General features: G+C 71.1%; 14 protein-coding genes. 11 read left to right on the top strand and 3 right to left on the bottom strand.

All coding sequences use genetic code 11. The annotated features are described in order from the left end of the window. Window positions 1–77: 77 nt before the first annotated feature. From AB0924_RS03250 to thrS, 3 genes are all read left to right on the top strand, one after another. A complete protein-coding gene (locus tag AB0924_RS03250) occupies window positions 78–644 on the top strand; it encodes a DUF4365 domain-containing protein (protein ID WP_358940148.1) in 567 nt (188 codons plus the stop codon). Then, entirely contained in the window at window positions 641–1873 is a 1233-nt protein-coding gene (locus AB0924_RS03245) for a hypothetical protein (RefSeq protein WP_366910529.1), read from the top strand. The genes AB0924_RS03250 and AB0924_RS03245 overlap by 4 nt, the downstream gene beginning before the upstream one ends. A gap of 177 nt (window positions 1874–2050) precedes the next feature. After that, the gene (gene thrS / locus AB0924_RS03240) at window positions 2051–4027 is read left to right on the top strand and encodes a threonine--tRNA ligase (protein ID WP_358940150.1); all 1977 of its coding nucleotides are present in this window, start codon (window positions 2051–2053) and stop codon (window positions 4025–4027) included. Between the two features lie 28 nt (window positions 4028–4055). On the opposite strand, the gene AB0924_RS03235 is transcribed toward thrS, so the two are convergent. After that, complete coding sequence (locus AB0924_RS03235; protein WP_358940151.1) at window positions 4056–4715, bottom strand: potassium channel family protein; 660 nt, start codon at window positions 4713–4715, stop codon at window positions 4056–4058. A gap of 67 nt (window positions 4716–4782) precedes the next feature. Between AB0924_RS03235 and AB0924_RS03230 the strand changes: the two genes are divergently transcribed. Then, window positions 4783–5346: an HIT domain-containing protein gene (locus tag AB0924_RS03230; RefSeq protein WP_358940152.1), complete on the top strand. Its 564-nt coding sequence runs from the start codon at window positions 4783–4785 to the stop codon at window positions 5344–5346. Between the two features lie 33 nt (window positions 5347–5379). Here AB0924_RS03230 and AB0924_RS03225 read toward each other — a convergent pair whose 3' ends face one another. Both AB0924_RS03225 and AB0924_RS03220 read right to left on the bottom strand, forming a co-directional pair. Then, the gene (locus tag AB0924_RS03225) at window positions 5380–7026 is read right to left on the bottom strand and encodes a hypothetical protein (protein ID WP_358940153.1); all 1647 of its coding nucleotides are present in this window, start codon (window positions 7024–7026) and stop codon (window positions 5380–5382) included. Between the two features lie 210 nt (window positions 7027–7236). Continuing rightward, window positions 7237–9435: an elongation factor G-like protein EF-G2 gene (locus AB0924_RS03220; RefSeq protein WP_358940154.1), complete on the bottom strand. Its 2199-nt coding sequence runs from the start codon at window positions 9433–9435 to the stop codon at window positions 7237–7239. A gap of 248 nt (window positions 9436–9683) precedes the next feature. Here AB0924_RS03220 and pgsA point away from each other — a divergent pair, with 248 nt between their 5' ends. From pgsA to AB0924_RS03185, 7 genes are all read left to right on the top strand, one after another. Further along, entirely contained in the window at window positions 9684–10412 is a 729-nt protein-coding gene (pgsA, locus tag AB0924_RS03215; RefSeq protein WP_358940165.1) for a phosphatidylinositol phosphate synthase, read from the top strand. Continuing rightward, on the top strand, window positions 10409–11317 hold the full coding sequence (locus AB0924_RS03210; RefSeq protein ID WP_366910528.1) for a phosphatidylinositol mannoside acyltransferase: 909 nt from the start codon (window positions 10409–10411) through the stop codon (window positions 11315–11317). The genes pgsA and AB0924_RS03210 overlap by 4 nt, the downstream gene beginning before the upstream one ends. Continuing rightward, window positions 11314–12474: a glycosyltransferase family 4 protein gene (locus AB0924_RS03205; RefSeq protein WP_366910527.1), complete on the top strand. Its 1161-nt coding sequence runs from the start codon at window positions 11314–11316 to the stop codon at window positions 12472–12474. The genes AB0924_RS03210 and AB0924_RS03205 overlap by 4 nt, the downstream gene beginning before the upstream one ends. A gap of 48 nt (window positions 12475–12522) precedes the next feature. Continuing rightward, the gene (locus tag AB0924_RS03200) at window positions 12523–13065 is read left to right on the top strand and encodes a hypothetical protein (protein WP_366910526.1); all 543 of its coding nucleotides are present in this window, start codon (window positions 12523–12525) and stop codon (window positions 13063–13065) included. A gap of 127 nt (window positions 13066–13192) precedes the next feature. Then, window positions 13193–14098, top strand: a complete 906-nt coding sequence (pdxS, locus tag AB0924_RS03195) for a pyridoxal 5'-phosphate synthase lyase subunit PdxS (protein WP_358940158.1) — start codon at window positions 13193–13195, stop codon at window positions 14096–14098. Between the two features lie 13 nt (window positions 14099–14111). After that, on the top strand, window positions 14112–14717 hold the full coding sequence (gene pdxT, locus AB0924_RS03190) for a pyridoxal 5'-phosphate synthase glutaminase subunit PdxT (RefSeq protein ID WP_358940159.1): 606 nt from the start codon (window positions 14112–14114) through the stop codon (window positions 14715–14717). A 49-nt stretch (window positions 14718–14766) separates the two neighbouring features. Further along, window positions 14767–15519 (top strand): YebC/PmpR family DNA-binding transcriptional regulator, encoded by a 753-nt coding sequence (locus tag AB0924_RS03185; RefSeq protein WP_358940160.1) that lies wholly within the window; start codon window positions 14767–14769, stop codon window positions 15517–15519. Window positions 15520–15643 lie beyond the last annotated feature (124 nt).

Genomic DNA, 15643 nt, shown 5'->3' with positions numbered 1-15643 from the left:
GGACACAACAGGAGTACGGGTCTTTGCAGTTCAGCGGCTCACAACGGGGAAACCCTTGGCTCGGAAGGCTGTTGGTCATGGCCATTGCGCAGCCCGAGCGGGGCGGGCTGCTGCCCGAACGCACGGGTCACCTCCGCGGCACGCTTGCCACCACCGCCTGCATGGAGACACTGCAGGTCGGTTATCTGCACGCGGTCGCCGCCGCGGCCGGCTGCTCGCTGTCCCAGCCCTTCCCTGACAACGGCATCGACTGGCACGTCAGCCACAGCGCACCCGGCCACACCGTCGACGACGAGGTCACCATCAAGGTGCAGCTGAAGTGCACCTACCAGATCGCGCCGAACCCCCCGGGCCGCTCCTTCTCCTTCACGCTCGACAACGACCACCTGCGCAAACTCGCCCGCACACCTGTCTCGGTGCACAAGATCCTGGTCGTCATGCTGGTCCCGAGGTCCCAGGACGACTGGCTGCGCGCCGGCCACGACCGGCTCGACCTCAGGCACTGCTGCTACTGGGTCAACCTCGCCGGCCGGCCGGTCACCGGCCGGCACCGGACCACCGTGCGGATACCGACCGCACGCATCTTCGACGACCGGGCGCTGTGCGAGATCATGACGCGGGTCGGGACGGGAGGCAGACCATGAGGAGCCGTCCCCAGGAGGAACTTCCGCGCCAGGCCCGGCCGCATCCCGACGACCTCGCCCGGCACCGGCCGCCCGACCCCGCCGCGGTCGACCCCGCCGTGCTCGGCGCCCTGCTGCACCGGCACGGCTGGCAGTGGCGCGGGGGAGCGGCCGGGCACTACAGCCGCTGGACCCCGCCGGGCCCCGGCGGCGCCGGCACCAGCCTGCTGGTCCCCGCGAGCCGCGCCTTCCCCGACAGCGACGACCTGCTCGGCGAGGCCCTCGACGCGCTCGCCCGCAGCGACACCCCGTCCGCGCGCGAGGTGCTGATCTCCCTCGCCGTGCCCAGCGACGAGATCCGCTGGTGGCGGGACGCCCCGGGCGGACCGTCCGGGGCCGCGCCATGGAATGCCGACGAGCGGCTGCGCGACGCCGCCCGCCGGCTGCTCCTCGCCGCCGCGCTCGCCACCCGCGCGCGTGCCGGCTACCACGGCGCCCGGCACCGCTCGGCCGCCGCGACCCTCCTGGAGAACGTGCTCGTCGGCCCCGGCGCGGAGGGAGGCCGGCTCACCGCCTTCGTGCCCGTGCCCACCGGACGCCCGCTCGCCGTCCGTCTCCACCAGGCGCTGTACGCGGTCCGCGAGGCCATCGACTACCAGCGCGCCACCGGCGGCATGGACGCCTTCGACGGTGCCGTCGAGGCCGGCGCCAGCCGCGAACTGACCGACGCGCTCACCGCTCTCGTGCGCGGCACCGAGGGCGCCCGCGTCGCCGTCGCCTGGGCGCCCGGAGCCGGCGTCCCCGAGGGCTGCGCCACCCCGGCCGAACCCGTGGAGTTCTCCCCGGGCGACCTGCCCGCCCTGCGCGCGGCCGGCGCCCGCTATCTGCGCGACGAACCCTCCGTACCGGTCCGGATCACCGGCGCCGTCGTCCGGCTGCGCCGTTCCGGACCGTACGGCGAGGGTGCCGTGCGGCTGCGGGTGCTCGCGGGCGCCGAGGTCCCGCACGTCCGCGTCACCCTGAGCGAGGAGGACTACCGCATCGCCGGTCACGCCCACCTCGTCGGGCTCCCGGTCCGGGTGCACGGCCGGCTGGAGCGCCGGGGCGGCTTCCGCAGGCTCACCGGCGCCGGCTCGGTCGTACCCGTCCAGGTCGACGACGCCGAGCGGGACCGGCTGATGAAGTCGCTGCACGAGAATCTCGACTTCTTCGAGGAGGCGTGCGGGGAGGCGTACCGGGACGGGGACTGAGACGACCCGGGGACTGAGACGAACCGGGGACTGAGACGAACCGGTACGCCCGGCGGTGGCGTATCGGGAGGCGGACCGAAAGTAACCGTTTCGCGGTCGGCGGTCCCGGGTCGGTACGATCCGTGGTGCGCGCGCTCCTGGTATGGCGCCGCACCCACCTTCAGTCAGGAGAGACCGGTGTCAGACGTCCGTGTGATCATCCAACGCGATTCGGAGCGGGAAGAACGCGTGGTGACGCCGGGCACTACGGCCGCCGACCTCTTCGCGGGCGAGCGCTCGATCATCGCCGCGCGCGTGGCCGGCGAGCTCAGGGACCTCAGCCACGAGCTGTCCGACGGTGACGAGGTCGAGGCCGTCGAGATCTCCTCCGAGGACGGCCTCAACATCCTGCGCCACTCCACCGCGCACGTCATGGCGCAGGCCGTGCAGGAGCTCTTCCCCGAGGCGAAGCTGGGCATCGGCCCGCCCGTCAAGGACGGCTTCTACTACGACTTCGACGTCGAGAAGCCGTTCACGCCCGAGGATCTCAAGGCCGTCGAGAAGAAGATGCAGGAGATCCAGAAGCGTGGGCAGCGCTTCTCCCGCCGCGTGGTCACCGACGAGTCCGCCCGCGAGGAACTGGCCGACGAGCCGTACAAGCTGGAGCTGATCGGCCTCAAGGGCTCGGCGTCGCACGACGACGGCGCGGACGTCGAGGTCGGCGCCGGCGAGCTGACGATCTACGACAACCTGGACGCCAAGACCGGCGAGCTGTGCTGGAAGGACCTCTGCCGCGGTCCCCACCTGCCCACCACCCGCCTGATCCCCGCGTTCAAGCTGATGCGCAACGCGGCCGCCTACTGGCGCGGCAGCGAGAAGAACCCGATGCTCCAGCGCATCTACGGCACCGCCTGGCCGTCGAAGGACGAGCTGAAGGCGCACCTCGACTTCCTCGCCGAGGCCGAGAAGCGCGACCACCGCAAGCTGGGCAACGAACTCGACCTGTTCTCCATCCCGGAGCAGATCGGCTCCGGCCTCGCCGTCTTCCACCCCAAGGGTGGCATCGTCCGCCGCGTGATGGAGGACTACTCGCGCCGCCGGCACGAGGAGGAGGGCTACGAGTTCGTCTACACCCCGCACGCGACGAAGGGGAAGCTCTTCGAGACGTCCGGGCACCTGGACTGGTACGCCGAGGGCATGTACCCGCCCATGCAGCTCGACGAGGGCGTGGACTACTACCTCAAGCCCATGAACTGCCCGATGCACAACCTGATCTTCGACGCGCGCGGCCGCTCCTACCGCGAACTGCCGCTGCGCCTCTTCGAGTTCGGCACCGTGTACCGGTACGAGAAGTCGGGCGTCGTGCACGGCCTCACCCGTGCCCGCGGCTTCACCCAGGACGACGCGCACATCTACTGCACCCGTGAGCAGATGTCCGAGGAACTGGACAAGACGCTCACCTTCGTCCTCGGCCTGCTGCGCGACTACGGCCTGACCGACTTCTACCTGGAGCTGTCCACCAAGGACCCGGAGAAGTTCGTCGGCTCGGACGAGGTCTGGGAGGAGGCGACCGAGACACTGCGCCAGGTCGCCGAGAAGCAGGGCCTGCCCCTCGTGCCGGACCCGGGCGGCGCCGCCTTCTACGGCCCGAAGATCTCCGTCCAGGCGAAGGACGCCATCGGCCGGACCTGGCAGATGTCGACGATCCAGCTCGACTTCAACCTGCCCGAGCGCTTCGACCTCGAGTACACCGGCCCCGACGGTTCCAAGCAGCGCCCGGTGATGATCCACCGCGCCCTGTTCGGCTCCATCGAGCGGTTCTTCGCGGTGCTCCTCGAGCACTACGCGGGCGCCTTCCCGGCGTGGCTGGCTCCCGTCCAGGCGATCGGCATCCCGATCGGCGACGCGCACGTGGAGTACCTGGAGAAGTTCGCGGCCGCGGCCAGGAAGCAGGGCCTGCGCGTCGAGGTGGACTCCTCCTCGGACCGCATGCAGAAGAAGATCCGCAACGCCCAGAAGCAGAAGGTGCCCTTCATGGTCATCGCGGGCGACGAGGACATGTCGGGCGGTTCGGTGTCCTTCCGCTACCGCGACGGCTCGCAGGAGAACGGCATCCCGTTCGACGAGGCCATCGCCAAGATCGCGAAGGTCGTGGCGGAGCGGGCCCAGGTCTGATCCGCACCGGCCGAGGGGCCCCCGGGGATCACTTCCCCGGGGGCCTTTCGTCGCCCTCGCGGGTGAAGGTCTGCATCAGCCACGACGAGAACGAGCCCGTCACCGCGCCGAGCAGGCCGAGACCGCAGGCCATCATCCCGGTCGCGATCACCCGGCCGAGCCGGGTCACCGGGGTGATGTCGCCGTAGCCCACCGTGCTCAGGGTCGAGGCGGCCCACCACACGGCGTCACCGAACGTCACCATGGTCGCGCCGGGCGCCCCGCGCTCCTGCTGGAAGACCGCGAGAGCACCCGAGAAGCCGAGCAGCAGGGTGGACAGACTCGCGTAGGCGATCACGCGCGCGTGCAGCGAGAGGCGCGGGTCCCCCTGCCGGCGCTGGATCACGTCGTAGAGCGGAACGATCCGCAGCGGGCGCAGCAGCGGCAGGACGACCACGACGGTGTGCAGGAAGTGCGTGCTGACGAAACGCAGGAACCGCTGGTCGCCGAGCCGCCAGCGCACCAGGTAGTCCGCGGCGAACAGCATCCAGAGCGCGAGCATCACGACCAGGCACAGGTCCCGCCAGAAGGACGCCAGGCTCACGGCCAGGACCCGGGTGGCATAGGCGGCGATGAAGATCAGCGAACCGATGAAGAGCGGGATCTCGGTGCGCTGCTCCCAGCGGGCCGCGGGGCTTTCGTCGTCCACCGACCCAGCTTGGCCGGTGACGGCCTTCTCGCCGCCCCGGCGACACGCCGCGAACGGGCGAAGCCATATGCTGCCTTGCATGACGAGTGAGCCGGAACAGCAGATCGGAGTGGGGACGCAGGACGCGTTCCAGCGCCTGTGGACGCCCCACCGGATGGCCTACATCCAGGGCGAGAACAAGCCGACCGGCCCGGGGGCCGAAGACGGCTGCCCCTTCTGCTCGATCCCGGCCAAGTCCGACGAGGACGGCCTGATCGTCCGCCGCGGCGAGCACGTGTACGCGGTCCTCAACCTCTACCCGTACAACGGCGGCCATCTGATGACGGTGCCGTACCGGCACGTGGCCGACTACACGGACCTGACCCTGCCGGAGACGGCCGAGCTGGCCGAGCTGACCAAGCAGGCGATGACCGCGCTGCGCACCGCGTCCGGCGCGCACGGTTTCAACATCGGCATGAACCAGGGCACGGTGGCCGGCGCCGGCATCGCCGCCCACCTGCACCAGCACATCGTCCCGCGCTGGGGCGGCGACACCAACTTCATGCCGGTGGTCGGCCAGACGAAGGTGCTGCCGCAGCTGCTGGCGGACACCAGGAAGATGCTGGCGGAGGCCTGGCCGGCGGCGGCGTAGACCCATGGGTGCCCTCGGTCCCGAGGGCACCGTTCACGCGTCGTACAGGTCGGCCTTCTTCGGCGTCGGGTCCTGCACCAGGCCGCTGAGCACGGACGAGCGGTTGCCGAACTTCTCGGTGTCCACGCCGTTCTCCTTCAGCACCCTGATCGCGGCCGAATGCACCACCCGCAGCACCGGGGTGGCCGCGCGCAGCGCGTCGTCGGCCATGAAGCGGTGCCGCCACGGCTGGTCCGCCCAGGCGTGCCGCAGCCCGAACGGCTCCGGCAGGGCGAGCGAGCCGCCGAGCCACTTGAGCATCGGCGGGTACCAGGTCAGCGGGGCGCGCGCGGTGAGCCGTACCACCTCGTCGGTGGGCACCAGGGGCAGGTTGACCGTGCGGTTCTCCCAGGGCTTGAGCGACTTGGCGACCTCCTTGGTGGGCGCCGTCGGCTTCGTGGTGAACAGCGGGTTCACCGGTCCCAGGGCGTGCCCGGTCACCTCGATGCGCAACGTCTCGTGGAGCACCGTCACCGTGATCATCATGGTGATGACCAGCTGCCCGTCCCACAGCGTCCACTGCACGCCCAGGTAGTGCCGGTCACCGCTGCCGAACTGCTGCTTGTTGCAGATGTCCTGTATGGCGTGCTGCTTGATCTGGAACGCCTCGACGTCGGTGCCCTCGGGCCGGGACACCTCCTTGGCGTTCTCCCCGATCGGCGTGACGATCCAGTGCCGTATCGAGGGCCGGGGGAAACCGCCGGTGTTCAGCGGACCCCGCTCCAGCATGCGGAGCTGGTCGTGGATGGCGCGTATGACGTCCCAGCTGCGGAAGGGGTGGATCTCCCGGGCCGGGTCGGCCGGCTCCAGATCCTCGGCGAGCTGCCAGGAGCCCCAGCGGGTGCCCATGCCGAGTATGCCCTTGGGCCCGGCGTAGAAGACGGAGTTGGACCGCTGCTCGGCACCGAGCCGGGCCAGCGACTGGCGCAACTGCTCGGCCGCGGTCTCGCCCGGCGCGCGCGGCACGGCCTCGGGCACCTTGGCGCCGACGCTGCTGCCGGAGAGCAGGCCCTCCCAGCGCGCCCGCAGATCCCGGGCGCTGCGCTCGCAGATCCGCTTGGCCCAGAACCAGCCGAGCACCGGGATCACGACACAGCCGCGCGCGTACCACCCCCAGAATCCGCCGAAGGGCATCTTCAGCAGGAAGAGCGCGGCGAGCACACCCACCCCGGTGAGCAGGACCGTGGCCAGCGTCCCGGCGCGCTTGTCGTCGCGCCTGGCGACGAACGTGCGCAGCTGGAAGACGAGCAGCCAGCCGATGAACCCCGGCAGGAAGATCAGGCCGCAGAGCACCACGACGACGGACAACCGGTTGTCGCGCTCGCGCCGGATGTTGTTCGCGGCGAGCGCGTGCTCCACCACGACCTGGGGCTCGGCGCCGAAGGACTGGATGAGCGGCTTGCGGCCCGGGGCCAGCATCCGGTCGACCACGGCCCGCGAGAAGGCCTCGCCGAGATTGGGCTTGAGCAGGGATATCCGGCCGGCCTTGACGGTCGACTGGTGCCACTCGTTGTCGGTCTTCTTGATGTCCTCGATCACGTTGTCCCGGTAGGCCGCCGAGGCCAGCGCGAACGTCGCCGCCTGTCCCTCGTCGCCGGAGACGGGCACCTGCGGGCCGTCCCACTCCGTACCAACCGACATTCCCGCCCCCTCGCCGCCGGTGTCGCTCCTGCGGCCTTCCCGACTTCACTGCCCCGCACACCTGTTGAACAGGCCAACCTGCCGAATCGGCATGACAACCGCACGAGTTCGGCACGGCGTGATCAGGTGATCAGCGTATCCGCAGCCACCGACAGCGCGCCGGTGGACGGCCGAAGCCACCCACCGGCGCACGGAGTCGACCGGTGTGGGTTACGGCGTCTCGCCCGCCTGTTCGCGGATCCGCTCGGCGATCTGCGGAGGCATCGGCTCGTGCCGTGCGTAGGCGCGGTCGAAGCGGGCCGTGCCGTGGGACAGGGACCGCAGGTCGATCGCGTACCGGCCGATCTCGAACTCGGGCACCTCGGCGCGGATCAGGGTCCGTCCCGAGCCCACCTGCTCGGTGCCGAGCACCCGGCCGCGCCGGCTCGACAGGTCGCTCATCACCGGGCCCACGTAGTCGTCCGGGACCAGCACGCCCACCTCGCTCACCGGTTCCAGCAGGTGGATCCGCGCGTCGGCCGCGGCCTCGCGCAGCGCCAGTGCGCCCGCCGTCTGGAAGGCGGCGTCGGAGGAGTCCACGGAGTGCGCCTTGCCGTCCAGCAGTGTGATCCGGACATCGATGAGCGGATAGCCCGCCGCGACGCCCTTGGCCGCCTGCGCCCGCACGCCCTTCTCCACGGACGGGATGAACTGGCGCGGCACGGCACCGCCGACCACCTTGTCCACGAATTCGACGCCCGAGCCGCCGGGCAGCGGCTCCACCTCGATCTCGCAGATGGCGTACTGCCCGTGCCCGCCGGACTGCTTGACGTGCCGGCCGCGCCCGGAGGCCTTCACCGCGAACGTCTCCCGCAGGGACACCTTGTGCGGGACGACGTCGACCTGGACGCCGTACCGGCTGCGCAGCCGCTCCAGGGCGACGTCCGCGTGTGCCTCGCCCAGGCACCACAGGACCACCTGATGGGTGTCCTGGTTCTGCTCCAGGCGCATCGTCGGGTCCTCGGCGACCAGGCGGGCCAGGCCCTGCGAGAGCTTGTCCTCGTCGGCCTTGCTGTGCGCCTGGATGGCCAGCGGCAGCAGCGGATCGGGCATCCGCCAGGGCTCCATCAGGAGCGGGTCGTCCTTGGCCGAGAGGGTGTCCCCGGTCTCCGCGCGGCCGAGCTTGGCCACGGACACCAGGTCGCCGGCGACGGCGTGCGTCACGGGGCGCTGCTGCTTGCCGAACGGGGTGGACAGCGCACCGATCTTCTCGTCGACGTCGTGGTCCTCGTGCCCGCGGTCCGCCAGCCCGTGCCCGGAGACGTGCACCGTCTCGTCGGGGCGCAGGGTGCCGGAGAAGACGCGGACCAGGGAGATCCGGCCGACATAGGGGTCGGAGGAGGTCTTCACGACCTCGGCGACCAGCGGGCCCTCCGTGTCGCAGGCCTTCAGCTCACGCGCCCTGCCGTCGATCGTGGTGACCCCGGGCATGGGGTGCTCGAACGGCGTCGGGAAGCCGCCGGTGATCAGGTCCAGCAGCTCCACCGTGCCGAGCCCCTGCCGGGCGCCCTCGGCGGCGGGCGCGGCGGCCAGGACCGGGAAGAACGCACCGCGTGCCACGGCCCGTTCCAGGTCCTCGATCAGAGTCTTGACGTCGACCTGTTCGCCGCCCAGATAGCGGTCCATGAGGGTCTCGTCCTCGCTCTCGGCGATGATCCCCTCGATCAGCCGGTCACGGGCCTCCGCGATGTCCGGGAGCTGGTCCTCGCCGGGCTCGGACTCCTTGCGCTCGCCGGCCGAGTAGTCGAACAGCTTCTGCGACAGCAGGCCCACCAGGCCCGTCACCGGAGCGTGCCCGTCGGGGCCCTCGGGGCCGCGCAGCGGCAGGTACAGCGGCAGCACGGCGTCGGGGTCGTCGCCGCCGAACGCCTCCGCGCACACCCGGGTCATCTCCTCGAAGTTCGCGCGTGCCGACTCCAGATGCGTCACCACGATCGCCCGGGGCATGCCCACGGCCTGGCACTCCTCCCAGGCCATCCGGGTCGAGCCGTCCACCCCGTCCGAGGCCGAGACGACGAAGAGGGCCGCGTCCGCGGCGCGCAGACCGGCCCTCAGCTCCCCGACGAAGTCGGCGTACCCGGGGGTGTCGAGGACGTTGATCTTGATGCCGTCCCATTCGACCGGGACCAGCGAGAGCTGCACCGAGCGCTGCTGCCGGTGCTCGATGTCGTCGTGGTCGGAGACGGTGCCGCCGTCCTCCACGCGGCCCGCCCGGTTCACCGCCCCCGCGGTCAGCGCGAGGGCCTCCACCAATGTGGTCTTGCCCGATCCGGAGTGGCCGACCAGCACCACATTCCTTATGGACGCGGGGTGGTCGGCCGCCCTTGCCCTGCCGGCGGCTCCGGGATGTGTCTGTGCCTTGTCGCCCATGATCCTGCCTCCCGTGCACGGTGAGGTCACTGTGGGCGCGGACACGCGGGACCCGCGTGCTCTGGCGGCTCCGGCGACGCCCGCGGTCCTTCGAGCTTTCCACTCCCGTAACGCCGCGTCCATACGAACGGCCGCGAAGCGGCCACGGCGGCCCGGGTACACACGCGTGCCCGCGCCGGGGGTGTGCGCGGGGCGGCCGTGTGGGCTCGTGGGTGCCCGCCCGTCACGCATGCGCACGCGTGACTACGATGGGCCAGCCGGAGGCCACCAGGGCCACGGCGACAACGACCGTCGGGAAGGCCATGCTGAACAAGTACGCGCGTGCATTCTTCACGCGTGTCCTCACGCCGTTCGCCGCGTTTCTGATCCGCAGGGGCGTCAGCCCCGACACGGTCACGCTCATCGGCACCGCCGGTGTGATGGCGGGCGCGCTGGTCTTCTATCCCCGGGGCGAGTTCTTCTGGGGCACGGTCGTGATCACGCTCTTCGTCTTCTCCGACCTGGTCGACGGCAACATGGCCCGCCAGCTCGGCCGCTCCAGCCGCTGGGGCGCCTTCCTGGACTCCACCCTGGACCGGGTCGCCGACGGCGCGATCTTCGGCGGCCTCGCGCTGTGGTACGCGGGCAACGGGAACGACAACGTCCTGTGCGCCGTCACGATCTTCTGCCTGGCCAGCGGCCAGGTGGTCTCGTACACCAAGGCGCGCGGCGAGTCGATCGGGCTGCCGGTCGCCGTCAACGGGCTCGTCGAACGTGCCGAGCGGCTGGTGATCTCGCTGGTCGCGGCCGGTTTCGCGGGACTGCACAAGTTCGGTGTGCCGGGCATCCAGTGGCTGCTGCCGATCGCCCTGTGGATCGTCGCCGTGGGCAGCCTCGTGACGCTGATCCAGCGGGTCGTCACCGTCCGCCGCGAGTCCGCCGAGGCCGAGGCGGCGGCCGGCGAGAACGCCTCCCAGGGGAGGGAGACGGCGAAGTGAGCACCGCGGACCGGCTCACCGACGCGCTCTACGGGCTCGGCTGGGGCACCGTCAAGAACCTCCCCGAACCCGTCGCGGTCCGCCTCGGCCGGACCATCGCCGACCTCGCCTGGAAGCGGCGCGGCAAGGGCGTGCAGCGCCTGGAGGCCAACTACGCGCGCGTGGTGCCCGACGCCGGCCCGGAGCGGCTGGCCGAGCTCTCGCGCGCGGGCATGCGTTCCTACCTGCGCTACTGGATGGAGTCCTTCCGGCTCCCGGCCTGGAGTCCCGAGCGCGTCAGGACCGGCTTCGAGCCCAAGGACCTCCACCACCTGACCGACGGGCTCGCCTCCGGCCGCGGCGTGATCCTGGCCCTGCCGCACCTGGCCAACTGGGACCTGGCCGGCGCCTGGGTCACCACCGAGCTGCGGACCCCGTTCACCACGGTCGCCGAGCGGCTGAAGCCCGAGACCCTCTACGACCGCTTCGTCGCCTACCGCGAGGGCCTCGGCATGGAGGTGCTCCCGCACAGCGGCGGCTCGGCCTTCGGCACCCTCGCCCGGCGGCTGCGCGACGGCGGGCTGGTCTGCCTGGTCGCCGACCGCGACCTGTCCGCGTCCGGCATCGAGGTGGACTTCTTCGGCGACCGGGCCCGGATGCCGGCGGGACCGGCCCTGCTGGCGCAGCAGACCGGCGCGCTGCTGCTGCCCGTCACCCTCCGGTACGACGACTCCCCGGTCATGAAGGGCCGTGTGCATCCCCCGATCGAGGTACCGGAGACGGGTACGCGGGCCGAGAAGACGTCCGCCATGACACAGTCGCTCGCCGACGCCTTCGCCACCGGGATCGCCGAGCACCCTGAGGACTGGCACATGCTCCAGCGGCTGTGGATCGCCGACCTGGACCCCACGAAGGGACCCTCGTGAGAATCGGGATCGTCTGCCCGTACTCCTGGGACGTGCCCGGCGGCGTCCAGTTCCACATCCGCGACCTCGCCGAGTACTTCATCCGGCTCGGCCACGAGGTCTCCGTCCTCGCGCCCGCCGACGACGACACCCCGCTGCCGCCGTACGTGGTCTCGGCCGGCCGCGCGGTCCCGGTGCCGTACAACGGCTCGGTGGCCCGGCTGAACTTCGGTTTCCTGTCGGCCGCGCGCGTGCGCCGCTGGCTGCACGAGGGCGCGTTCGACGTGGTCCACATCCACGAGCCGACGTCGCCCTCCCTCGGCCTGCTGACCTGCTGGGCCGCGCAGGGCCCCATCGTGGCCACCTTCCACACCTCCAACCCCCGCTCGCGCGCCATGATCGCCGCCTACTCGATCCTGCAGGCCGCGCTGGAGAAGATCAGCGCGCGGATAGCGGTGAGCGAGTACGCCCGCCGCACCCTCGTCGAGCACCTGGGCGGGGACGCGGTGGTCATCCCCAACGGCGTCGACGTCGACTTCTTCGCCGAGGCCGAGCCCAGGCCGCAGTGGCAGGGCGAGACGCTCGGCTTCATCGGCCGCATCGACGAGCCTCGCAAGGGCCTGCCGGTGCTGATGCGGGCGCTGCCGAGGATCCTGGCCGCCCGACCGGGGGCGAGGCTGCTGGTGGCGGGGCGCGGCGACGAGGAGGCGGCCGTCGAGGACCTGCCCGCCGAGCTGCGCTCGCGCGTGGAGTTCCTCGGCATGATCAGCGACGAGGACAAGGCCCGCTTCCTGCGCAGCGTCGACCTGTACGTCGCGCCCAACACCGGCGGCGAGAGCTTCGGCATCATCCTGGTCGAGGCGATGTCGGCAGGTGCCCCCGTCCTCGCCTCCGACCTGGACGCCTTCGTCCAGGTCCTCGACCAGGGCAAGGCCGGCGAGGTCTTCGCCAACGAGGACGCCGACGCACTGGCCCGGGCCGCCGTGGGTCTGCTGGCGGACCCGGAGCGACGGGCCGAACTGCGGGAGCGGGGCAGCGCGCACGTCCGGCGCTTCGACTGGTCGACGGTCGGCGCCGACATCCTCTCGGTCTACGAGACCGTCACGACCGGAACGGCGGCGGTGGCCACGGACGAGCGCCCGGGCCGGCGTTCCCGGTTCGGGCTGGCCAGGGACTGACCCGACGGGGGCGACGGCACGGCAGCGGCGTCCCGATAGCCTTCGCCCGTGACCGCAACCCTCATCTGGATCCTCCTCGCCCTCATCGCAGTCGGCGTCTATCTGAGCTGGACGGCCGGGCGGCTGGACCGGCTGCACGTGCGCATGGACGCCGCGCGGGCCGCGCTGGACGCCCAGTTGCTGCGGCGGGCCTCCGTGACCCAGGAACTGGCCACCTCGGGCGTGCTCGACCCCGCCGCCTCGATCGTGCTCTACGAGGCCGCGCACGCCGCCCGGCAGGCGGAGGAGGACCAGCGGGAGGTCGCGGAGAGCGAGCTGAGCCAGGCCCTGCGCGCGGTGTTCGAGGACCCGCGGCAGGTCGAGGTCGTCCGGGACGCCCCGGGCGGCGACGAGGCGGCCTGTGAGCTGGCCGAGGCGGTACGCCGGGTGCCCATGGCCCGCCGCTTCCACAACGACGCCGTGGGAGCCGCCCGCAGGCTCCGCGAGCACCGCAAGGTGCGCTGGTTCCGGCTGGCCGGCCACGCCCCGTTCCCGCTGGCCTTCGAGATGGACGACGAGCCGCCCGCGGCCCTGGTGGAACGGGCCGCCTGAACCGGGCGCCGCGACCCCTCGCCGGACAAAAGGATCCACCGGGTCGGCATTGGCCCTTGCTGTGGACTGGTCTCCTCACGTTTCCTCATCGGTGCAGTCACCCTTCTCCACTTCAGTGAGGTCACCCGTGTCCACCACCGACAACCAGGCTCCCGAGACCGGCACCGCCCGTGTGAAGCGCGGCATGGCCGAGCAGCTCAAGGGCGGCGTGATCATGGACGTCGTCACGCCGGAGCAGGCGAAGATCGCTGAGGACGCGGGCGCCGTCGCCGTCATGGCCCTGGAGCGGGTCCCGGCCGACATCCGCAAGGACGGCGGCGTGGCCCGCATGTCCGACCCGGACATGATCGAGGGCATCATCGACGCCGTCTCGATCCCGGTCATGGCCAAGTCCCGCATCGGCCACTTCGTCGAAGCCCAGGTCCTGCAGTCCCTCGGCGTCGACTACATCGACGAGTCCGAGGTGCTCACCCCGGCCGACGAGGTCAACCACTCCGACAAGTGGTCCTTCACCACCCCCTTCGTCTGTGGCGCCACCAACCTGGGCGAGGCCCTGCGCCGCATCGCCGAGGGCGCCGCGATGATCCGCTCCAAGGGCGAGGCCGGCACCGGCAACGTCGTCGAGGCCGTCCGCCACCTGCGCCAGATCAAGAACGAGATCGCCCGCCTGCGCGGCTTCGACAACCACGAGCTGTACGCCGCCGCCAAGGAGCTGCGCGCCCCCTACGAGCTGGTCAAGGAGGTCGCCGAGCTGGGCAAGCTCCCGGTGGTCCTCTTCTCCGCCGGCGGCGTGGCCACCCCGGCCGACGCCGCGCTGATGCGCCAGCTCGGCGCCGAGGGCGTCTTCGTCGGCTCCGGCATCTTCAAGTCCGGCGACCCGGCCAAGCGCGCCGCCGCCATCGTGAAGGCCACCACCTTCTACGACGACCCGAAGATCATCGCGGACGCCTCCCGCAACCTCGGCGAGGCCATGGTCGGCATCAACTGCGACACCCTGCCCGAGGCCGAGCGCTACGCCAACCGCGGCTGGTAAGGCGACGCGTCACATGAACACCCCCGTCATAGGCGTCCTGGCACTCCAGGGCGACGTACGGGAGCACCTCATCGCCCTGGCCGCGGCCGACGCCGTGGCCAGGCCGGTGCGGCGCCCCGAGGAACTCGCCGAGGTCGACGCCCTCGTGCTGCCCGGCGGCGAGTCGACCACCATCTCCAAGCTGGCCGTCCTCTTCGGAGTGATGGAACCCCTCCGCGCGCGCGTGCGCGACGGCATGCCCGTCTACGGCACCTGCGCCGGCATGATCCTGCTCGCCGACAAGATCCTCGACCCGCGCTCGGGCCAGGAGACCATCGGCGGCATCGACATGATCGTGCGCCGCAACGCCTTCGGACGGCAGAACGAGTCCTTCGAGGCCGCGGTCGACGTCCGGGGCATCGCGGGCGATCCTGTGGAGGGCGTCTTCATCCGCGCTCCCTGGGTGGAGTCCGTGGGTGCCGGGGCCGAAGTGCTCGCCGAGCACGAGGGCCACATCGTCGCGGTACGCCAGGGCAACGTGCTCGCCACGTCGTTCCACCCGGAACTGACCGGCGACCACCGCGTGCACGCGCTTTTCGTCGACATGGTGCGCGCCAAACGGACACCGGAGTCCTTGTAGGATCTCTGGAGTTCGTTGCAGAGATGGGTTACGCGAAGGAGACAGGCAGATGTCCGGCCACTCTAAATGGGCTACGACGAAGCACAAGAAGGCCGTGATCGACGCCAAGCGCGGCAAGCTCTTCGCGAAGCTGATCAAGAACATCGAGGTCGCGGCGCGCATGGGCGGCGTCGACCTCGAGGGCAACCCGACCCTCTACGACGCCGTCCAGAAGGCCAAGAAGCAGTCGGTTCCCAACAAGAACATCGACTCCGCGATCAAGCGTGGCGGTGGTCTCGAGGCCGGTGGCGCCGACTACGAGACGATCATGTACGAGGGTTACGGCCCGAACGGTGTCGCGGTGCTCATCGAGTGCCTCACCGACAACCGCAACCGCGCCGCCTCCGACGTGCGCGTCGCCATGACCCGCAACGGCGGCAGCATGGCCGACCCGGGGTCGGTGTCGTACATGTTCAGCCGCAAGGGCGTCGTCATCGTCCCCAAGGGCGAGCTGGCCGAGGACGACGTCCTCGGCGCCGTCCTGGACGCGGGCGCCGAGGAGGTCAACGACCTCGGCGAGACCTTCGAGGTCATCAGCGAGGCCACCGACCTGGTCGCGGTCCGCACCGCCCTCCAGGAGGCCGGGATCGACTACGACTCCGCCGACTCCAGCTTCGTGCCGTCCGTCCAGGTCGAACTGGACGAGGAGGGCGCCAAGAAGATCTTCAAGCTGATCGACGCGCTCGAGGACAGCGACGACGTGCAGAACGTCTTCGCCAACTTCGACGTCAGCGACGAGATCATGGAGAAGGTCGACGCGTAGCGCGGCCGTGTGCCGAGCGGTTTCCGGCGGGCCGGAGGGACACGCGTCCCGCCGGCCCGCCGCCGTTGTCAGTGGCAGCGATTAGCCTGGCGTCGTCCGTGGATCACCGTCCACGGGCCGCAAC

Source organism: Streptomyces sp. NPDC047869 (genome assembly GCF_040704065.1).
Classification (GTDB): Bacteria; Actinomycetota; Actinomycetes; order Streptomycetales; family Streptomycetaceae; genus Streptomyces.
The sequence above is the reverse complement of the archived record's forward strand: the minus strand, read 5'-3'. Positions and strand labels throughout refer to the sequence as shown.

What these genes read in the sequence shown, in the direction of transcription:
- AB0924_RS03250 (WP_358940148.1), top strand. Translation starts at nt 78, where the DNA reads ATGGCCATTGCGCAGCCCGAGCGGGGCGGGCTGCTGCCCGAACGCACG.
- AB0924_RS03245 (WP_366910529.1), top strand. Translation starts at nt 641, where the DNA reads ATGAGGAGCCGTCCCCAGGAGGAACTTCCGCGCCAGGCCCGGCCGCAT.
- AB0924_RS03230 (WP_358940152.1), top strand. Translation starts at nt 4,783, where the DNA reads ATGCTGCCTTGCATGACGAGTGAGCCGGAACAGCAGATCGGAGTGGGG.
- AB0924_RS03225 (WP_358940153.1), bottom strand. Translation starts at nt 7,026, where the DNA reads ATGTCGGTTGGTACGGAGTGGGACGGCCCGCAGGTGCCCGTCTCCGGC.
- AB0924_RS03220 (WP_358940154.1), bottom strand. Translation starts at nt 9,435, where the DNA reads ATGGGCGACAAGGCACAGACACATCCCGGAGCCGCCGGCAGGGCAAGG.
- pgsA (WP_358940165.1), top strand. Translation starts at nt 9,684, where the DNA reads ATGGGCCAGCCGGAGGCCACCAGGGCCACGGCGACAACGACCGTCGGG.
- pdxT (WP_358940159.1), top strand. Translation starts at nt 14,112, where the DNA reads ATGAACACCCCCGTCATAGGCGTCCTGGCACTCCAGGGCGACGTACGG.
- AB0924_RS03185 (WP_358940160.1), top strand. Translation starts at nt 14,767, where the DNA reads ATGTCCGGCCACTCTAAATGGGCTACGACGAAGCACAAGAAGGCCGTG.